The following is an 18,272-nucleotide window of genomic DNA, read 5'->3' on the forward strand; positions in this document are numbered from 1 at the left end:
GCCTGCCTGCCGTAATGACTTCGGATACCTCGTGAAACCAGTCCCTCGGGCCCTACTGCTAGTGGCCCTGGTGCTGGCGGCGATCAATTTGCGCCCCGGCATCACCTCCCTTGCACCGCTGATCGAACGCATCGCTGCAGAGCTGTCGCTGAGTCGCAGCTTCATCAGCCTGACCACGGCCTTGCCGGTGTTGTGCATGGGCCTGCTCGCACCGCTGGCGCCGCGCCTGGCCATGCGCTGGGGGCTCGAACGCACCATCGTGCTCTGCCTTGGGCTGATCGGCCTGGCGCTGCTGGCACGTCTGGCCGCGCACCAGAGTGCGGTGTTGATCGGCAGCGCCATTGCCCTGGGCGCTGGCATCGCGGTCGCCGGGCCGTTGTTGTCGGGATTCATCAGGCGTCACTTCGCCAGCCAGATGGGGCGCGTGGTGGGCTGGTATTCACTGGGTATGGCCATTGGTGGGGCTGGTGGCGCAGTGCTCACCGCGCCGGCCACCGCGTTGTTCGGTGACGCCTGGCACCTGGGCCTGGCGGTATGGGCGGCACCTGCGCTGTTCGGGGTCATGCTCTGGCTGTGGCTGCCCAACCAGGCGGGTGCTGCCAATGAGCAGGAAAGCGGTGGCCTGCCCTGGCGGCAGCCGCGCGCGTGGCTGATCAGTTGCTTCTTCGCCATTCAAGCGGGCTTGTTCTATGCCATCGCGACCTGGGCCGTGGCGCGTTATCACGAAGCGGGGCTGAGCATGCTGCGCAGCAACTCGCTGCTTAGTCTGGCCATGCTCATGGGGCTGCCCAGCTCGTTCCTGCTGCCCTGGCTGGCGCAGCGCTACAACGCGCGTTATCCGCTACTGTTGGCTTGCGGTGCGGTCACCTGCGGTTGCCTGGCGATGGTCACCTTTATGCCGCGTTTCGTTCCGGAACTGTGGGCGGTGATCCTGGGTTTTTCGCTGGGCGGCTCCTTCGCCCTGTCGCTGGTGCTACCGCTCTACGAAGCCGGCTCGCCGATGGCTGTCAGCCGCTGGACGGCGATGATGCTGTTCACCGGTTACAGCCTGGGTTGCCTGACGCCCATTCTCACCGGCTTGGCGCGCGACCTGTCCGGCAGCTACCGTCTGCCGTTTGCAGTGCTCACTGCGTTGGCGCTGGTGATGACGCTGGTGGCGTGGTTGCTGGGGTGTAGCAGACGTCAGCCTCGCTGAAGAATTGGCAGCAGTTCCTTTCTTGCCCAGGCGTGCTGTGTTAGAAGGCGTTCTGCTTTTTCAGGAGTGCCGGTGTGGAGTCCGAATCCATCGTCTATGGCTGCATCCGCGACTGGCCCTCGGATGACCCCGAGCAACGTCGCCTGCGCCGTGAAACCAATCATGGCGTGCTGGCCGAATTGCCGGCCGGTGAGCTCTGGCCGTTTCTTGGTCGTGAAATGTTCTCCTTCTGCGATCTACCCGGTGCCGGCTTGTACCAGACCCAGGTGATCCACTTCGGCGCCAGCTATGGCGCGATCGAGTACGAATGGAACCTGTGGATCGAAGCCTTCGAGGCGCTGCTCAAGCGTCTGTACTGGGCCTGCGCGGTGGTGCATCTGGAAACCGAACTCAACGGCATGCATACCTTTCGCTGGGAGTCCGATAGCGGCTTTCATAGTCCGCAGGAAGGTGGGCTACGCGTGCGTTGCGCCTGGGAGCGCGAAGGCGCTTTGCGCGGTTAGGAGGCGAGGATGATCAACTATCTATGGTTTCTGTTGGCGGCCCTGTTCGAGATCGCCGGCTGTTATGCCTTCTGGATGTGGCTGCGGCTTGATCGCAGCGCCTGGTGGATCGCGCCCGGGCTGCTCAGCCTGGCGCTGTTCGCACTGATTCTGACCCGCGTCGAAGCCTCCTTCGCTGGTCGCGCGTATGCCGCCTATGGCGGTGTCTATATCGTCGCTTCGCTGGTGTGGCTGGCCTTGATTGAAAAGACCCGGCCAATGCTCAGCGACTGGTTGGGTGCTGCGCTGTGTCTGGCGGGGGCTTTGATCATCCTGCTGGGACCGCGGCTACATTCCTCCTGATCTGCTTATAAGCATAGGAAGTAAAAAGTTCCGCTGTCATCAAATCTTTATATATCGGCAACTGAGCTGAAATAACCCCTCGCCAAGATTCCCCCCAACACGAACGAGCCCATTGCTCGGGTGTTTTCAACACTTAAAGTCCAACAGGGGAATCCTCGATGATCCGTAAGCACTTCGCCGGTTTCGCAGCCAGCGCCCTGGCTCTGGCCGTCTCCGCCCAGGCTTTCGCCGGTACCGTCACCACTGACGGCGCCGATCTCGTGATCAAGACCAAAGGCGGCCTGGAAGTCGCTACCACCGACAAGGCGTTCAGCTTCAAGCTGAGCGGCAAGCTGCAGTGGGACGCTACTCAATTCGATGGTCTGATGGCTGCCGATCAGAACAAGCCGTTCGACGATACCTTCAACACCTTCATCCGTCGCGGTGAGTTCGGCCTCGAAGGCACCGCCTACAGCGATTGGGACTGGGGTCTTCGCCTGAGCTACGACGAAGCCGATGACACCAGTGTCGACCGCGCTTTCATCGCCTACACCGGCCTGGACATCGGTACCTTCACCGTCGGCCGTTTCGGCGTTGACTACGGCCTGGAAAACACCACCAGCTCTTCCTGGATCACCGCCATCGAACGTCCGTTCATGTACGACTTCCTCAATGGTGATGAGGACACTCAGTTCGGCGTCAACTTCAAACACTCCGGTGACAACTACGGCCTGATGGCTCAGGTTGCCACCTACGAAGGTGACAACAACTACAAGAGCGAGGACAACGACGAGCTGTACGGCTATACCCTTCGCGCTCACTGGGCTCCGTACCTCAATGGCACTGACGTCATTCACCTCGCTGCCAACTACCACAACAGCGAGTCCGACGATAACCGTGCTCGCGCTCGCACCCGCATGGGTATCCGTAGCGACAACGACTTCCGCCTGACCTTTGGCGACGTGCGCGTGGCTGACAAGGACGTTGAATGGGTGCTGGAGTCCGGTGCTCAGTTCGGCTCTTTCCGTGCGCAGGCTGAGTACTTCCAGCGTCAGATCAGTGGTGAAACTCTGGCCGGTGCGAAATCCGACGTCGACCTCAGCGGTTACTACGCTCAGGTTTCCTACATGTTCAACGGCGTGCGCCAGTACAAGGCTGCTGACGGTAAGTGGGACAAGCCGGACAACATGAAAGGTTCCTGGGAAGTCTTCGCCCGTTACGAAAGCACCACAATCGATTCCGATGCGGGCGCCATTCCGGGCAACCTGGGTCTGGCCGGTATCGTGGCTGACGACGTGAACGATGAGTTCGAGACCAAGGCCATGGTGGTGGGTGTGAACTACTTCGTTACCCCGTCCGTCCGTACCAGCCTGAACTACGTCGATTACCAGGTGGACAACATCAACACCTCCAACCAGGTCGGTGGCAAGAGCGTGCAGGATGACGGCAAGGCAATCGTAGGTCGCCTGCAGTACGTGTTCTAAGCAATACCTTCATCCGTTGCTCCTGATTGAGCCCCGCCAATGGCGGGGCTTTTTTATCGCCAAGTCCTTTGGAGATGTTTCGATGCGTCAAATCACTTTGATACTGGTTGCGCTCGGCCTGAGTTCGACCGTCCTGGCCCAGGATTACAGTGCAGCCAAGCCCGGTGAGTTGCTTCAGGTGCCGCTGCAAGCGTTGCACCCGACCCAGGCTGCGGTTGGGTATGACCAGATCTACTACAAGCTCGGCCGCTTCGCGCAAGAGCGCAATAAACTGTTCGACGAATATTGCGAGGCCAACGGGCAGGGCGAGAGTGCCAATGTGCCGGGTGACGCCGACCTGCGGAAACCGGAAAGTTTCACCTGCCAGGATAAGGTCGGTGCTCGTAGCAGCGAGATGAAAACCGTGGTCATCGGCCCCGAAGGCAAGTTGTTCCTTACCGATGGTCATCACACTTTCACCGTGCTTATGGAGCATCCCAAGGGCGGTGAAAATCTGAACATGTGGGTGCGGGTGACTGACAACTTCAGTGACAGCGCTGACATGGCCAGCTTCTGGCAACGCATGGCGCAGGCGCGCAAGGTCTGGCTCAAGGACGGCAACGGCCAGGCCATTGATCCTCAACAGATACCGAGCCAGCTCGGTTTGCAGCATCTGGCCAACGACCCCTATCGAGCGCTGGTGTACTTCACTCGCGAGGTGGGTTACGACAAGCCGCGTTCTGGCGAAGTGGCCCCTGAGTTTCTGGAGTTCTATTGGGGCAACTGGCTGCGTTCGGTGATGTCGCTGGATACATATGACCTAAGTGACCGTGGCGATTACCGCGATGCGGTCGAAATTGCTGCGAAGAAGATGGTGGCGCTCGCGCCGGAAGACGAAGTCGGCAACAGTGGATTCAAGGCCCGTGAACTGGGTGGTTATTCGTCGATGGATCGCAAGGAGCTGAACAAAGTAGCCGGTCGCAAGCTGAACTATGCCACCAGCTACAAGAAGGCTCTAGCCGGGGAAAGTTGAAGGCTGTAATTGAAAAGGCCCAGCACTTGGCCGGGCCTTTTTTAGCGGTTACTCAGTTGTTCTTGTAGTTGTCCAGCGCCTTCTGGATCATCTGGCGGGCTTCGGCGGCGTTGCCATAGCCATTGAGTTCGACTTTCTTGCGGCCTTCTGGCAGTTGCTTGTAAACGCGGAAGAAAGCCTCGATGCGCTGGCGCTCGATCAAGGGCAGGTCATCAATATCCTTGATGTTGTCGTAAGTCGGATCGATATCACTGCTGGGCACGCCAATGATTTTCTCGTCCGCTTCACCGCCGTCGATCATCTTCAGATAGCCGATCGGACGGAACTTGATGAGGACGCCTGGATGAAGAGGCTCGCGAGTTAGCACCAGACCGTCCAATGGGTCGTTGTCGCCGCCTAGTGTGCGAGACAGCGAGCCGTAGTTGGCAGGGTAGACAACAGGCATGGACTGGAAGCGATCGACGAAGACCAGACCTTCTTCGTTGATTTCATATTTGATGAAGCTGCCTGCCGGGATTTCCACCGCCATGTGAACGTTGTTCGGTGCGTCTTCTGCCTGACTCGCGTGAAAGGGATGAGTGATCGACTTCTGGGCGAGGGCAGTGCCACTGCCGAGCAACAACGCGACTCCGAGGGCGAGAAGGGACTTTTGCATGGATAACTCCTATACAGAGCTCAAGGTTATAAGGGTTGGCCTCCTCATATTGCGGGTGCATTGTTAGAGATATATTGCAGTCTGGCTTCTGGGACTCAGGTCATGCCCCTCACCATCATCGACTCGCTTCATGCTGTATCCGCGGACGTATGGGACGGACTGCTGGCGCAGCCACAACCCTTTCTGCGTCATGCCTTTCTCAGTGCGCTGGAGGACAGCGGCAGCGTTGGCGGCCGCAGTGGTTGGCAGCCCTCACACCGGCTTTGGTGCGATGAGCACGACAACGTGCAGGCGGCGCTACCGGCTTATCTGAAGCAGCACTCCTACGGCGAATACGTGTTCGATCACGGCTGGGCTGACGCCTGTCGCCGTGCCGGAATCGGTTACTACCCCAAGCTGTTGGGCGCCGTGCCGTTCTCGCCGGTGAGCGGGGCGCGCTTGCTGGGGGATGCCCATGCGGCCGGGCAGTTGCTCGACGCGCTGACGGCCGGTTTGAGCGAGGAAGAGTTGTCGAGCCTGCATATCAACTTCACCAGTCCGGCCTGTGATGCCGTCATGATGCGACGACCGGGGTGGCTGGAGCGCTTGGGTTGCCAGTTCCATTGGCACAATCGGGGTTACCGGGATTTCCAGGACTTTCTCGATGCGCTCAGCTCGCGCAAACGTAAGCAGATGCGCAAGGAACGTGAACAGGTGGCGGGGCAGGGCATCGAGTTCGACAGGCGTCTGGGCCGCGAATTGAGCGAGGCGGACTGGGATTTCGTCTATCACTGCTACGCCAACACCTACCACGTGCGTGGCCAGGCGCCCTATCTGACGCGGGACTTTTTCAGCCTGCTGGCTGAGCGTATGCCCGAGATGATTCGGGTGGTGTTCGCGACGCAGCATGGCCGCGCGCTGGCCATGGCCTTCAGCCTGGTCGATGGCGATACCTTCTATGGCCGCTACTGGGGTTGTCTGGCCGAATTCGATCGGCTGCATTTCGAAACCTGCTTCTATCAGGGCATGGAGCTGGCCATCTCCGAAGGTCTGCAGCGCTTCGATGCCGGGGCGCAGGGCGAGCACAAACTGATCCGAGGCTTCGAGCCGGTTCTCACCCGCTCTTGGCACTATCTCCGTCACCCGGGACTGCATGCTGCCGTTGCCGACTTTCTCGAGCAGGAGCGCTCTGGCGTGCGGGTTTACGCGCAAGAGGCGCGGAGCTATCTGCCTTTTCGCCAGCCTGACAACGGCTGATCGAGCGATCAGGTTATCGGCGAAGGGCCGAAACAGCTGTTTGCCGGAAGTTCCCCAAGTCGGAGATTTCTGTAAAAACTCCAGAGCTTTCAGCAAGAAGCCCGCTCGCTTCTGCCACTAAATTCCGCCCTTCACTTTCGTTACGACCGTTTTTGTCTGCGTCTATTGGTCAGACCAGCATTGCTGGGCTAGACCGATAAGAGAGGTTCATGCAGTCGAACTGTGATGGTAACGCGATTCGGTGGCCGCAGGCGCAAGCCAGGGAGGTCAGGGAAAGTGCCCAGGCACTTGCCGATGCAGTGACGAGGTGGTGGAGGTTTCACTGCACCGGTATCTGCCTTGATCGTGCCCACTCGATATCGGTGTGACGAGGAAGAGACCGGAGCCCCGCATCCGCAAAAGCGGGTGCACTTTGCCAATCAGGGCACGGTGCCCGAGAACAACAAACGAGAGGGGAGCCCCCCAAAATGACAGCTAATACTCCAATGCTCGTCACCTTCGTGGTGTACATCGCAGCCATGGTGCTGATCGGCCTGATCGCCTATCTTCGTACCAAGAACCTTTCCGACTACATCCTCGGTGGCCGTAGCCTCGGTAGCTTCGTTACCGCATTGTCCGCCGGCGCCTCCGACATGAGTGGCTGGCTGCTCATGGGCTTGCCGGGCGCGATCTTCGTCGCCGGCATCTCGGAAAGCTGGATCGCCATCGGTCTGGTGATCGGCGCCTACCTCAACTGGTTGTTCGTCGCCGGCCGTCTGCGCGTGCAGACCGAGCACAACGGCAACGCCCTGACCCTGCCTGACTACTTCACCAATCGCTTCGAAGACAACAGCCGCATCCTGCGCATCTTCTCGGCACTGGTGATCCTGGTGTTCTTCACCATCTACTGCGCTTCTGGCGTGGTGGCCGGTGCTCGCCTGTTCGAAAGCACCTTCGGCATGTCCTACGAGACCGCGCTGTGGGCCGGCGCCGCGGCGACCATCGCCTACACCTTCATCGGTGGCTTCCTGGCAGTGAGCTGGACCGACACCGTGCAGGCCACGCTGATGATCTTCGCGCTGATCCTGACCCCGATCGTGGTGATGATCGCCACCGGTGGCTTCGACCCGGCCATGGTCGCCATCGAGGCGGTCGACGCCACCAACTTCGATATGCTCAAGGGCGTTACCTTCGTTGGTGTGATCTCGCTGATGGCCTGGGGGCTGGGCTACTTCGGCCAGCCGCACATTCTGGCGCGCTTCATGGCCGCCGATTCGGTCAAGTCGATCCCGGCTGCCCGCCGTATCTCCATGACCTGGATGATCCTGACCCTGGCGGGTGCCGTTGCCGTAGGTTTCTTCGGTATCGCCTACTTCGCGGCACACCCAGAAGTGGCGGGCCCGGTCGCCGAGAACCCGGAGCGCGTGTTCATCGAGCTGGCCAAGCTGCTGTTCAACCCCTGGATCGCCGGTATCCTGCTGTCCGCCATCCTGGCTGCGGTGATGAGCACCCTGAGCTGCCAGCTGCTGGTGTGCTCTAGTGCGCTGACCGAAGACTTCTACAAGGCTTTCCTGCGTAAGGACGCCTCGCAGACCGAGCTGGTCTGGGTCGGTCGCGCCATGGTGCTGCTGGTCGCGTTCATCGCCATCGCCCTGGCGGCCAACCCGGAAAACCGCGTACTGGGTCTGGTGTCCTATGCCTGGGCCGGCTTCGGCGCTGCGTTCGGTCCGGTGGTCATTCTGTCTCTGCTGTGGAAGGGCATGACCCGCAATGGCGCCCTGGCTGGCATGCTGGTTGGTGCCGCCACCGTGATCGTGTGGAAAAACTGGATTGGTCTGGGTCTGTACGAGATCATTCCGGGCTTCATCCTCGCTACCCTGGCCATCGTCATCTTCAGCCGTATCGGTCAGGCTCCGAGCCAGTCGATGCTGAGCCGCTTCGACAAGGCCGAGAGCGAATACAAGTCGGCATAACCGTGCCTGCCTGACCCAAAGGCGATGACTGCTTGGCAGTCATCGCCTTTTTCGTTGTTGGAGCCCTAAGATATGCCCACCCTTTTTCGACGGATGCTTCCATGACCAGCAACGACCCGCTCCACGGCCTGACCCTGCAGGCGATTCTCACCGCTCTGGTGGAGCGCATCGGCTGGGAGGGGTTGGCCCGTCAGGTCGATGTTCGCTGTTTCAAGCACGAGCCGAGCATCAAATCGAGCCTGACCTTTCTGCGCAAGACGCCCTGGGCGCGGGCCAAGGTCGAGGAACTCTATCTGCAGCAGTTCAAGTCCTGAGGTCGTTCACCCCCATCAGTTGAGTTCGAGCCCCAGCGCCTGCAACGCCTGCCGATAGCTGTTGCCCGCCATGCGCAGGCCGTTGTTGTGGTTAGCTCCGTCGATCAGCAGCAATTGCTTGGGTTCGTTGGCGGCGGCGAACAGCGCCTCGCTGAAGCGTGACGGCACGTAGCGGTCGTCGCGCCCGTGGGCGATCAATACAGGGATACCCACCTCACCGATCTTGCCCAGCGAATCGAACTCCTGCGACAGCAGCCAGCGCACCGGTAACGAGGTATTGGTCACCGCGGCCGCCACATCACCCAGGTTGGTGAAGCTGGACTCGACGATCAGACCGGCGGCCTGCGCTGCTTCATCTTCGCCCGCCAGCTCGTGCGCCAGGTTGACCGCCACGGCGCCGCCCAGGGAATGACCGTAGATGAAGCGCTTGTCCGCCTCTGGCTGCAGGCGCACCAGATGCTGCCAGGCGATCAGGGCGTCCTGATAGACGCTGCGCTCGGAGGGCAGAGCGCCACGGCTTTCGCCAAAGCCGCGGTAGTCCACCGCCAGTACCGAGAAGCCCATGGCATGCAGTTGTTCGATGCGAAACAGCTGGCCTGTCAGGTTCCAGCGTGAGCCGTGCAGGTAGAGCAGTGCCGGGGCATCCTTGCGCGCGGCTGGCCACCACCAGGCATGCAGGCTTTCATCGGCCGTCAGGTCCGGTGACTGCAGTTGCACGTCCTCGATGCCTGCGGGCAGGCCGCTGAACCAGCGGGCAGTGCCGGGTTCGATGCGAAACACCAGCTCGCGCTCGGTCTGCTCCAGTTTGGCGCAGCCAATCGGTAGCAGCACCAGCAGGCAGGCCATCACAATCAGGCTCAGGCGACGGCGGCGGAGCAGGGCAAACCAGGATGAGGGCATTGGCGATACTCATGAACGGCAACGGATGATGCTGCCATGGACTGCATATCCGGTGCCGGGTTTCGCCAGTCACTGGTCGCCGTGGTTACCGCGTGTTACCGCCAACTGATCTGCGGCGCGCTCTGAGGCGCTTGGCAAAGGGTGACGCTACCGGGTTCCAGGTAGGGCGTAAGTATCGGCGCCATGCCCTTGAGCACCTGTACCGGCAGGGCCGAGGTGAAGGTGAAGCGTTCTGCCTCGCGTCCTGGTACGAATGCGGTCAGTGTGCCGTAGTGACGCGGGCCGAGGAAGAACACGAAGGTGGCCGTGCGGTTCATCGCCCGTGAACTGATCACCCGTCCGCCTGCACCGACGCTTTCCATGCGGTTGTCGCCGGTACCGGTCTTGCCGCCCAGGGTCAGATCACGCCCGTCCTGCAGCTGGAAGGTGCCCTGCAAGCGCCTTGCGGTACCGCCTTCGACCACTTGGGAAAGTGCATTGCGCAGTGCGGCCGCAACTTCCGAGGGCATTACCCGCTTGGCGCCGCGGGTATTGCGCTCGACCCGTGTCTCGTAGGGCGTATCGGCGGCGAAGTGCAGTTCGTCGATGCGCAGTACCGGCTGGCGAATGCCGTCGTTCTGGATGATGCCCATCAGCTCGGCCAGCGCTGCCGGCCGGTCACCGGAACTGCCCAGGGCAGTGGCCAGGGAGGGCACCAGGTGCTGGAAGGGATAGCCGAGGTTCTTCCAGCGTCGGTGAATGTCGGAGAAGGCCTCCACCTCCAGCATGATGCGGATGCGGCTGTCGCGGGCACTCTTGTGCCGGGTGCGCAGCAGCCAGCCATAGACTTCCTGGCGCTCGTCGACGCTGGCTGCCACGGCGTCGCTGAAGGTGGCCTGCGGGTTGTCGATCAGATAGCCCAGCAACCACAGTTCCAGCGGATGCACGCGAGCGATATAGCCCTGATCCGGCAGGCTGTAGGCGCCAGGGCCGTAGTCCTTGTACAGACGCGCGATGCGTTGATCGGTGAGTTTTTCCTGTGGCAGTTGCGTCCGCAGAAAAGCGGCGAAGGTTTCTTCATCGGCCTGCGGCAGCAGGTAGCGGTGCACGGCGCCCAGGCGCACAGAGGTCTGGCGCAAGCCGCTGATGAAGGTCTCCAGGCGCTGCTGCTGCGGCTGGCCCTGGTACTTGCGCCAGAAGCGCAGCAGGAAGGTGCGCCCCTCCTGGTCAGCGAAGCGTTGCAGATATTCCTGGCGGCGTGGGTCCTTGTCGTCCTTGAGCAGTTCGGCGCTGTTCTGATAGGTGCTGTAGCGCACCAAGTCGCGCATCAGGCGGACGAAGGGCAGGTTGATCGACTCGCGCAGGGATTCACGCAGGGTCGGGTTGCGGCCGTTGTCCTCGCGGCGGAAGTTACCGAAGGTATGCAGGCCGCCGCCGGTAAAGAAGCGTTCGTGCGGGCTGGCCGAATAGCGTCGTTCCAGCGCAGCTTCCAGCATGCTGGCCAGATCGGCGCCGGGGTTGGCCAGCAGATAGGCGACTGCCCAGCGGCTGAGGTAGTCCTGCTCGGCGATATCGACGTTACGCAGCTCGGCCGCGTTCTTGTTGGCGTGGCGCTGATGCAGCTCGGCGATGATCTCCAGATAAGTCGCCAGCACCCGTAGCTTGGCGGTGGAGCCCAGTTCCAGCTTGCTGCCTTCGTTGATGTCGAAAGGCTGGTCGGTGCTGTCGGTCTGCACGCGTACCCGACTACCGGTGGCCGTGCGCTCGAACAGGGTGAAGCTGTAGCGCACCTCGGCGGTCTTTTCCGGGGACAGCAGGCGCTCGCCGAACAGGCCGATCTTGCCGGCGAATTCCGGGTCGGCCAGGCGTTGCAGGTAGAGGCTGGTCTCCTGCTGCAGATCGCGTTGCAGGGTGCTGCGTGCGGCCAGATCGAGGCGGTCCAGATCATACAGGGGCATGCCCAGCAGGTTGGACAGGCGTGAACGGGCGACGCTGATGCCCTTGTCGTTTTCCACCGGCCGTAGATTGGGCTCCTGTTGCCAGTCGCGGTATTGCAGCTTCTGCGTCAGCGCCGCGTCACGCAGCTCTGCGTCGATCAACCCTCCTGCCGCCAGCAGGCGGATATGACTCTCCGTCAGTGCTTCCATCTCCTTGCGCCCTTGTGCCAGATAGTAGGAGGGACGGCGTTGGGCGATCATCAGTGACAGCATCTGGCGCAGAGCCAGGCCACGCTCAGCCATGCTGGCGTCGGGCGTGCGGGTTGGGTCGAGCAGCGCATTGCTGCGCTCGAAATCCGCGCCGTACCAGATGCGCAGGCCGTCAGCCAGGCCATGGACCTCGCCATGTCCCGGGGCGGCTGACAGCGGTACGCTGTTGAGGTAGTCGCGCACGATGGTCTGGCGTGCTTCCAGGGTCTGCGGTCCCTGCTGGTAGGCACGCACGCTGGCGGAGATCATCTGCCGCAGCTTTTCTTTCGCCGACAGCGTCAGGCCATCGGGAGAGTGCCGGTATTTCTCCAGCTGGGTCGCCAGGGTGCTGCCACCGGCGGACTGATCTTGCACATCGAGCAGCTTGCCGATCTGCGACAGCGCGGCCATGGTGAATCGTGGCCAGTCTACCGCGGGGTTGGCCAGTGGCTGATCGCTATCCAGCAGGTGACGGTTCTCGATGAACAGCAGGCTGCTGACTACCAGCGGCGGAATGCTGGCGAAATCGGCATAACCCTGTTGTGGATAGCGGAACTCATAGAAGGGCGTGCCACGGCAATCGCTGATGCTGAGGCCGGTTTGGCTTTTCTCGATGAAGGGCGGGAACAGGCCGCGACGGCTGTAGGCCATCAGTGCCGGAGAGAAGCGGGCCTGCTCGCTGATCAGGAAGTCGCGTTGCTGCAGGCGCTCCAGCATCAGTGGCAGGTAGGCGTAACCCTGACGTTTGTCGAAGGGGCCGTCAGCCGGGTAGAGAATATCCGGGCTGGGCCCAGGCTCGACGCGGTAAGTGAGGGTAGCGGCATAGCGGCTCAATTCGCGGGCCTGGAAGTGCGCGCTGCGCAGTTCGAAAAACAGCAGCGCGGTTGCAGTTGCCACCGCTGATGCCAGTAGCAGGTAAAGCACCAGGCGCCAGCGGCGTGGCCGCGGGGCTGGCTTGTCGTCGACCGCCGGCAAGACGTTCGACGCAAGTTCGCGGTGCTGAGGATCCGATTGCCATAACGCGCCCATAGTCCACCGGCTTGGCCTATCTGCTCCACGGAAAACACGAGACGGCCGCTGGCGCCTCGTCTGCTTATTATCAGCTTAGCTGCTGTGAACGGGGCTGGCTGGCGCTTTTGACGCAAAGCGTGTCGGGCTGGCTCATTGGCGCTAGACTCGCTGCAACGCACAAATGCAGGGAATCAGCATGCAGCGCGACCACCGAGAACAGCTTCAGCAAAGCTGGCAGGCCAATGCCGACGCCTGGGCTGCTGCGGTGCGTGAGCAGCGCATCGAAAGTCGGCGCCTGGTCACCGATGCCGCGATCATCCAGGCCGTCTTGGCGCTGCAACCCAAGCGGGTCCTGGACATCGGCTGCGGCGAGGGCTGGCTGTGTCGGGGCCTGGCCGAGCACGGTATCGAACCGGTCGGGGTGGATGCCTCCGCGCCGCTGATCGAGGCGGCTCGCGCCGCGTGCGACGGGCGCAGTCAGTATCGGGTCTGTGGCTATGCCGAGCTAGAGGAGCATGCCGAGCAACTCGGGCGTTTCGAGGTGCTGGTCTGCAACTTCGCCCTGCTTGAAGAACCTTTGCAGCCGATTCTGCGCAGCCTACACGGCTTGCTGGCACCTGGGGGCAGTCTGCTGATCCAGACCCTGCATCCCTGGCGGGCCAGTCATGGCGAGCCTTATCAGGACGGTTGGCGGGTCGAGGATTTCGTCGGTTTCGGCGAGGGTTTCCAGGCACCGATGCCCTGGTTCTTCCGCACCCTGCAATCCTGGCTGACGCTCATCGGTGAAACCGGCTGGCGCCTGGAGTGGCTGCAGGAGCCGCTGCATCCCGAGAGTGTTCAGCCGGTGTCCCTGCTGCTGTTGCTCAAGCCGCTCTGATCATGCAACTGCTGCTCAATCTCGACGTTCCCGATCTGGCGGCGGCGGTTGAGTTCTACCAGCAAGCGCTCGGGTTCAGTGTCGGGCGTGTGCTGTTCGACGGTACGGTTGTCGAGATGCTCGGCGCGGCTATACCGCTCTATCTGCTGCACAAGGCTGCGGCCACTCGACCCTGCCCCGAGGCGGGCGTGCAACGTGATTACCGCCGCCACTGGATGCCGCTGCATCTGGATATGGTCGTCGATGATTTGGATGCTGCATTGGAGCGGGCAGTCGCTGCCGGCGCTCGGCAGGAAGGTGACATCCACGAATATGACTGGGGACGCCTGGTAACGCTGAGCGATCCCTTTGGCCACGGGCTGTGCTTCGTGCAGTGGCTCGGAGAGGGGTACGACCTGGTCACCACCCACACGGGAGAAATCGATGCGCAGAATTGAATTGGCCGGCGTGCAGGTACCGGTGATAGGCCAGGGAACCTGGCGCATGGGGGAAGATGATCGCCAACGCTCGCGTGAGGTTGCGGCGCTGCGTGAGGGGCTGGATCTGGGCCTGAGTCTGATCGATACCGCCGAGATGTACGGCGAGGGTGGTGCAGAACTGGTGGTGGGCGAGGCCATCGCCGGGCGCCGCGACGAGGTGTTTCTGGTCAGCAAGGTGTATCCGCACAACGCCAGTCGGGATGGCGTTCAGGCGGCCTGTGAGCGCAGTCTGAAGAGACTGGGTTGCGAGCGTATCGATCTCTACTTGCTGCATTGGCGCGGGCGCTATCCGCTGGAGGAGACCGTCGAAGGCTTCGAGCGGCTGCGCGAGCAGGGCAAGATTGGCGCCTGGGGCGTCTCCAACTTCGATCTGGGCGATCTACTCGAACTGGATCAGCCGGCTTGCCGGACCAATCAGGTGTTGTACAACCTGCAGGCACGAGGCATCGAGTATGACCTGCTGCCCTGGCATCAGCGCGCCGGTATGCCGCTGATGGCCTACTGTCCACTTAGCCAGGCTGGTGCGCTGCTGCACGAGCCGGCATTGCTCGAGGTGGCCCAACGTCATGGGGTCAAGCCGGCTCAGGTCGCACTTGCTTGGGTGCTCAGGCAGGAGGGTGTGATTGCCATCCCCAAGGCCGTGAGCAGCGCGCATCTGCGCGATAACGCTGCGGCAACTTCCATTGCCTTGAGTGCGGATGATCTGGCTTTGCTGGACACGGCCTTTGCTCCGCCGCAGAACAAGCGGCCGCTGGAGATGGTTTAGCCTGCATTGCCCGGCTTAGGGTGGGTGCGACACGTGCAACCGGCTGCGCCGGACCTCCGATACCGCGCCATATCGGTACCGCGAGAAAACGGCAAATAAGGTCAGTTGGCCGGATCGGCAGCCAGGCGTCCGGCATCCTTGAGCAGTGCCTTGAGGAAGGCATCCTGCAGTTCGGGATCGTTGCGGGTCAGCTCGATCAGGCTCTGCTCCAGCTCGCTTGCCTCTTCTTCCAGACCTAGATCGGAAAGGCGTTTGACCCGGTGTACCCACTGGTCAACATCGCCACCTTCGAGGTCGTCGAAGATCAGGTCATGCGCTTCACGCAGCTTGCCGCGTAGGGTATGGCTGACCATGAGGGTCGTTTCCGCACGCGCGACATCGTCGCCCAGGCGATCTTCGACGCTCAGTTGCAGCATGTTCAGGCGCGCGATGTCCTGTTCGCTGAACGGGCTGTCGAGCAGGTTGAGGCGCAGCACACCGCTGCTGTCGGTGAGCAGTTCGAATTGCTGGTCGCCAGCCTTGACCTGTACCGGGCGCTCGGACCAGGGCAGATTGGTGTACTCCATGCGACGGTCGCGCTGCAGTTCCTCGATACTGGCCAGGTTCTGCTCGGCGCGGCCGTTCGACTCGACGTTCATGAAGGGGTTCAGGCCGGCCATGCCGTAACTGATCCAGCCACGGGTAGCGGTTTCCGGCAGGCTGCCGAGCAGTACGACGTTGAGTACGTTGGCGCCCACGCCGGCTACCACCGCGACCGCGCCCATCGGTACTTCATAGATCTCGCGCCAGGGCTGGTAGGGGGTGTAGCGGTCGTAGCGACGAGTCACCTCGAAAGCGGTGACCTCGTAGCTTTTCTGGTCATGCACGCGCACGCGGCGTTGCGGTAGCTCCAGCACCTTGGGTTCGCCAGCATCGATCTGCAGCTGGTGATCCAGCAGTTTGCGTTCGATGCGCTCCTCATGCTCGCTGCGTTGCGGCAGCTGATTGGCGCAGCCGCTGATCAAGAGGGCGCCGCACAAGGCGGCGCCGGTCAGGCGAAGGTTGTTGCTCGTGTGCATGATGTCTCGGTAGGGCGCGATCAGCGGCTGATACGGGCTTGCAGGAAGGACAGGATATCGGCCAGCGGCACGGCTTGCGCATCGGTTTCGGCACGGCTCTTGTACTCGAGGTTACCCTCGGCCAGGCCACGGTCGCTGACGACCACGCGATGCGGAATGCCTATCAGCTCCATGTCGGCGAACTTGATGCCGGGACTGGTTTTCTTGTCACGGTCATCCAGCAGTACTTCGTAACCAGCGGCGGTCAGCTCGGCATACAGCTTGTCGGTGGCCTCGCGCACCTGCTCGGTTTCGTAGCGTAGCGGTACCAGGGCGATCTGGAACGGTGCCAGGGCGTCGTTCCAGCGGATGCCGCGCTCGTCGAAGTTCTGCTCGATGGCCGCAGCCACCACGCGCGATACGCCGATGCCGTAGCAGCCCATGGTCAGGGTGACCGGCTTGCCGTTCTCACCGAGCACCTGGCAGTTCATCGCCTCGCTGTACTTGGTGCCGAGCTGGAAGATGTGGCCGACTTCGATGCCGCGTTTGATTTCCAGGGTGCCCTGGCCATCCGGACTGGGGTCGCCGGCGACGACATTGCGCAGGTCGGCAACCTCTGGCAGCGGCAGGTCGCGCTCCCAGTTGACGCCGAAATAGTGTTTGTCCTCGATGTTGGCACCGGCAGCGAAATCGCTCATCAGCGCCACGCTGCGGTCGATGATGCAGGGGATCGGCAGGTTGACCGGGCCCAGTGAGCCGGGGCCTGCGCCGATGGCAGCGCGAATCTCGGCTTCATTGGCCATCTGCAGCGGGCTGGCAACCAGCTCCAGGTTAGCAGCCTTGATCTCGTTCAGCTCGTGGTCGCCACGGACGATCAGGGCGATCAGCTTGCCTTCCTCGGCAGCGTGCACCACCAGGGTCTTGATGGTCTTCTCGATGGCCAGGCCGAAACCCTGCACCAGTGCGTCGATGGTCTTGGTGTCGGGCGTATCGACCAGGCGCATCGCTTCGGTCGCTGCAAGGCGCTCTTTCTCGCGAGGAATGGCTTCGGCCTTCTCGATATTGGCGGCGTAGTCGGAGACATTGCTGAAGGCGATATCGTCTTCACCGGAATCGGCCAGCACGTGGAATTCGTGCGAGCCGGTGCCGCCGATGGAGCCGGTATCGGCCTGCACCGGGCGGAAGTTCAGGCCCAGGCGACTGAACACGTTGCAGTAGGCCTGGTGCATGCGGTCATAGGTTTCCTGCAGGGACGCCTGGTCGGCATGGAAGGAATAGGCGTCCTTCATGATGAACTCGCGGCCACGCATCAAACCGAAGCGCGGACGGATCTCGTCACGGAACTTGGTCTGGATCTGATACATGTTGATCGGTAGCTGCTTGTAGCTGTTCAGCTCGTTGCGGGCCAGATCGGTGATCACTTCTTCATGAGTCGGGCCGACGCAGAATTCGCGATCATGACGGTCCTTGACCCGCAGCAGCTCGGGGCCGTATTGCACCCAGCGACCGGACTCCTGCCACAGCTCGGCCGGCTGAATGGCTGGCATCAGCACTTCCAGTGCTCCTGCGGCATTCATTTCTTCGCGCACCACGGTCTCGACCTTGCGCAGCACGCGCAGGCCCATCGGCAGCCAGGTGTACAGGCCGGAGGCCAGCTTGCGGATCATGCCGGCACGCAGCATCAGCTGGTGGCTGATCACCACGGCATCGGAAGGGGTTTCTTTCAGGGTCGAGAGCAGGAACTGACTGGTACGCATGTTTGGCCGTTCTGTCGGTTGCTAGGGCTTGGAATAGGCCGGCATTGTACGGTGCCTATACAGTGGCGTACAGGACGGGTGCAGGCGCAAAAGTGCTACTGCACGTGCCGGGAGGATTAAAGAGTGGGATTGACTGCGCTTGAGGTTCAGAGCCTGATTCGAGCTGGGCTACCGATGGCCGAGGATATCGATCTGCGGATCGACCGCCTCGATGAAGAAGGTGTGTTGGCGCGTGTGCCTTTTCACGCCAAATTGGTGCGTCCGGGCGGCACCCTCTCTGGCCCGACCATCATGGCGCTGGGGGATGCGGCGATGTATGCCGTGGTGTTGGGGCGTCTCGGCCGGGTGGAAATGGCAGTGACGTCCAATCTCAATATCAACTTTCTGGTCAAACCCAAGCCGGTGGACTTGTTGGCCGAGGCGCACATATTACGCTTGAGTCGGCGTCAGGCAGTTTGTGAGGTTTCGTTATATTCGGCTGGGAATGAGAATGAATTGGTGGCGCATGTGACGGGGACTTATGCTTTGCCCCTTTAGAGCACTGAGCCAGAAATAGAGAAACCCGGCCAAGGCCGGGTTTCTTTTATACCGCTATCGAGTAGCGCTGA

At 61.7% G+C, this 18,272-nt stretch carries 17 protein-coding genes; 12 read left to right on the forward strand and 5 right to left on the reverse strand.

From position 1 onward, the window contains the following. Positions 1-31 precede the first annotated feature (31 nt). From BLT86_RS00430 to BLT86_RS00450, 5 genes are all read left to right on the forward strand, one after another. A complete protein-coding gene (locus BLT86_RS00430; RefSeq protein WP_026088670.1) occupies positions 32-1,195 on the forward strand; it encodes an MFS transporter in 1,164 nt (387 codons plus the stop codon). 74 nt (positions 1,196-1,269) lie between these two features. After that, positions 1,270-1,698 carry a hypothetical protein gene (locus BLT86_RS00435; RefSeq protein ID WP_092374144.1) on the forward strand — a complete coding sequence of 143 codons (429 nt, stop codon included), beginning with the start codon at positions 1,270-1,272 and terminating at the stop codon, positions 1,696-1,698. 9 nt (positions 1,699-1,707) lie between these two features. Next, positions 1,708-2,040 carry a YnfA family protein gene (locus tag BLT86_RS00440; protein WP_017677981.1) on the forward strand — a complete coding sequence of 111 codons (333 nt, stop codon included), beginning with the start codon at positions 1,708-1,710 and terminating at the stop codon, positions 2,038-2,040. 158 nt (positions 2,041-2,198) lie between these two features. Beyond that, positions 2,199-3,503, forward strand: a complete 1,305-nt coding sequence (locus BLT86_RS00445) for an OprO/OprP family phosphate-selective porin (RefSeq protein ID WP_017677980.1) — start codon at positions 2,199-2,201, stop codon at positions 3,501-3,503. 82 nt (positions 3,504-3,585) lie between these two features. After that, entirely contained in the window at positions 3,586-4,515 is a 930-nt protein-coding gene (locus BLT86_RS00450) for a ParB/Srx family N-terminal domain-containing protein (RefSeq protein WP_017677979.1), read from the forward strand. Positions 4,516-4,567: 52 nt separating this feature from the next. Here the strand turns inward: BLT86_RS00450 and BLT86_RS00455 are convergent, their stop codons facing one another. Then, positions 4,568-5,170: an inorganic diphosphatase gene (locus tag BLT86_RS00455; RefSeq protein WP_017677978.1), complete on the reverse strand. Its 603-nt coding sequence runs from the start codon at positions 5,168-5,170 to the stop codon at positions 4,568-4,570. 102 nt (positions 5,171-5,272) lie between these two features. Here BLT86_RS00455 and BLT86_RS00460 point away from each other — a divergent pair, with 102 nt between their 5' ends. From BLT86_RS00460 to BLT86_RS00470, 3 genes are all read left to right on the forward strand, one after another. After that, complete coding sequence (locus tag BLT86_RS00460; RefSeq protein ID WP_017677977.1) at positions 5,273-6,406, forward strand: GNAT family N-acetyltransferase; 1,134 nt, start codon at positions 5,273-5,275, stop codon at positions 6,404-6,406. Positions 6,407-6,873: 467 nt separating this feature from the next. Further along, positions 6,874-8,358, forward strand: a complete 1,485-nt coding sequence (gene putP / locus BLT86_RS00465) for a sodium/proline symporter PutP (RefSeq protein ID WP_026088669.1) — start codon at positions 6,874-6,876, stop codon at positions 8,356-8,358. Between the two features lie 101 nt (positions 8,359-8,459). Continuing rightward, entirely contained in the window at positions 8,460-8,672 is a 213-nt protein-coding gene (locus tag BLT86_RS00470; RefSeq protein WP_017677975.1) for a VF530 family protein, read from the forward strand. A gap of 15 nt (positions 8,673-8,687) precedes the next feature. On the opposite strand, the gene BLT86_RS00475 is transcribed toward BLT86_RS00470, so the two are convergent. Both BLT86_RS00475 and BLT86_RS00480 read right to left on the reverse strand, forming a co-directional pair. Further along, positions 8,688-9,572 (reverse strand): alpha/beta hydrolase, encoded by an 885-nt coding sequence (locus BLT86_RS00475; RefSeq protein ID WP_017677974.1) that lies wholly within the window; start codon positions 9,570-9,572, stop codon positions 8,688-8,690. 95 nt (positions 9,573-9,667) lie between these two features. Continuing rightward, positions 9,668-12,766: a transglycosylase domain-containing protein gene (locus BLT86_RS00480; protein WP_017677973.1), complete on the reverse strand. Its 3,099-nt coding sequence runs from the start codon at positions 12,764-12,766 to the stop codon at positions 9,668-9,670. A gap of 178 nt (positions 12,767-12,944) precedes the next feature. Here BLT86_RS00480 and BLT86_RS00485 point away from each other — a divergent pair, with 178 nt between their 5' ends. Genes BLT86_RS00485 through BLT86_RS00495 form a run of 3 tightly spaced genes read left to right on the forward strand, consistent with a single transcriptional unit; the run spans position 12,945 to position 14,870 of the window. Next, on the forward strand, positions 12,945-13,625 hold the full coding sequence (locus BLT86_RS00485; protein WP_004423451.1) for a class I SAM-dependent methyltransferase: 681 nt from the start codon (positions 12,945-12,947) through the stop codon (positions 13,623-13,625). 2 nt (positions 13,626-13,627) lie between these two features. Then, a complete protein-coding gene (locus BLT86_RS00490; protein WP_017677972.1) occupies positions 13,628-14,062 on the forward strand; it encodes a VOC family protein in 435 nt (144 codons plus the stop codon). After that, positions 14,049-14,870 carry an aldo/keto reductase gene (locus BLT86_RS00495; protein WP_017677971.1) on the forward strand — a complete coding sequence of 274 codons (822 nt, stop codon included), beginning with the start codon at positions 14,049-14,051 and terminating at the stop codon, positions 14,868-14,870. The genes BLT86_RS00490 and BLT86_RS00495 overlap by 14 nt, the downstream gene beginning before the upstream one ends. A gap of 101 nt (positions 14,871-14,971) precedes the next feature. Here the strand turns inward: BLT86_RS00495 and BLT86_RS00500 are convergent, their stop codons facing one another. Both BLT86_RS00500 and BLT86_RS00505 read right to left on the reverse strand, forming a co-directional pair. Next, entirely contained in the window at positions 14,972-15,928 is a 957-nt protein-coding gene (locus BLT86_RS00500; RefSeq protein ID WP_017677970.1) for a hypothetical protein, read from the reverse strand. A gap of 20 nt (positions 15,929-15,948) precedes the next feature. Beyond that, entirely contained in the window at positions 15,949-17,664 is a 1,716-nt protein-coding gene (locus BLT86_RS00505) for a proline--tRNA ligase (protein ID WP_017677969.1), read from the reverse strand. A 129-nt stretch (positions 17,665-17,793) separates the two neighbouring features. Between BLT86_RS00505 and BLT86_RS00510 the strand changes: the two genes are divergently transcribed. Further along, complete coding sequence (locus BLT86_RS00510; RefSeq protein WP_017677968.1) at positions 17,794-18,201, forward strand: PaaI family thioesterase; 408 nt, start codon at positions 17,794-17,796, stop codon at positions 18,199-18,201. Positions 18,202-18,272 lie beyond the last annotated feature (71 nt).

Source organism: Pseudomonas sihuiensis, from assembly GCF_900106015.1.
Lineage (GTDB): Bacteria > Pseudomonadota > Gammaproteobacteria > Pseudomonadales > Pseudomonadaceae > Aquipseudomonas > Aquipseudomonas sihuiensis.

Coding starts and splice junctions, on each gene's coding strand:
- BLT86_RS00440 (WP_017677981.1), top strand. CDS start 1,708: ATGATCAACTATCTATGGTTTCTGTTGGCGGCCCTGTTCGAGATCGCC.
- BLT86_RS00445 (WP_017677980.1), top strand. CDS start 2,199: ATGATCCGTAAGCACTTCGCCGGTTTCGCAGCCAGCGCCCTGGCTCTG.
- BLT86_RS00450 (WP_017677979.1), top strand. CDS start 3,586: ATGCGTCAAATCACTTTGATACTGGTTGCGCTCGGCCTGAGTTCGACC.
- BLT86_RS00455 (WP_017677978.1), bottom strand. CDS start 5,170: ATGCAAAAGTCCCTTCTCGCCCTCGGAGTCGCGTTGTTGCTCGGCAGT.
- BLT86_RS00460 (WP_017677977.1), top strand. CDS start 5,273: ATGCCCCTCACCATCATCGACTCGCTTCATGCTGTATCCGCGGACGTA.
- putP (WP_026088669.1), top strand. CDS start 6,874: ATGACAGCTAATACTCCAATGCTCGTCACCTTCGTGGTGTACATCGCA.
- BLT86_RS00470 (WP_017677975.1), top strand. CDS start 8,460: ATGACCAGCAACGACCCGCTCCACGGCCTGACCCTGCAGGCGATTCTC.
- BLT86_RS00475 (WP_017677974.1), bottom strand. CDS start 9,572: ATGCCCTCATCCTGGTTTGCCCTGCTCCGCCGCCGTCGCCTGAGCCTG.
- BLT86_RS00480 (WP_017677973.1), bottom strand. CDS start 12,766: ATGGGCGCGTTATGGCAATCGGATCCTCAGCACCGCGAACTTGCGTCG.
- BLT86_RS00485 (WP_004423451.1), top strand. CDS start 12,945: ATGCAGCGCGACCACCGAGAACAGCTTCAGCAAAGCTGGCAGGCCAAT.
- BLT86_RS00490 (WP_017677972.1), top strand. CDS start 13,628: ATGCAACTGCTGCTCAATCTCGACGTTCCCGATCTGGCGGCGGCGGTT.
- BLT86_RS00495 (WP_017677971.1), top strand. CDS start 14,049: ATGCGCAGAATTGAATTGGCCGGCGTGCAGGTACCGGTGATAGGCCAG.
- BLT86_RS00500 (WP_017677970.1), bottom strand. CDS start 15,928: ATGCACACGAGCAACAACCTTCGCCTGACCGGCGCCGCCTTGTGCGGC.
- BLT86_RS00505 (WP_017677969.1), bottom strand. CDS start 17,664: ATGCGTACCAGTCAGTTCCTGCTCTCGACCCTGAAAGAAACCCCTTCC.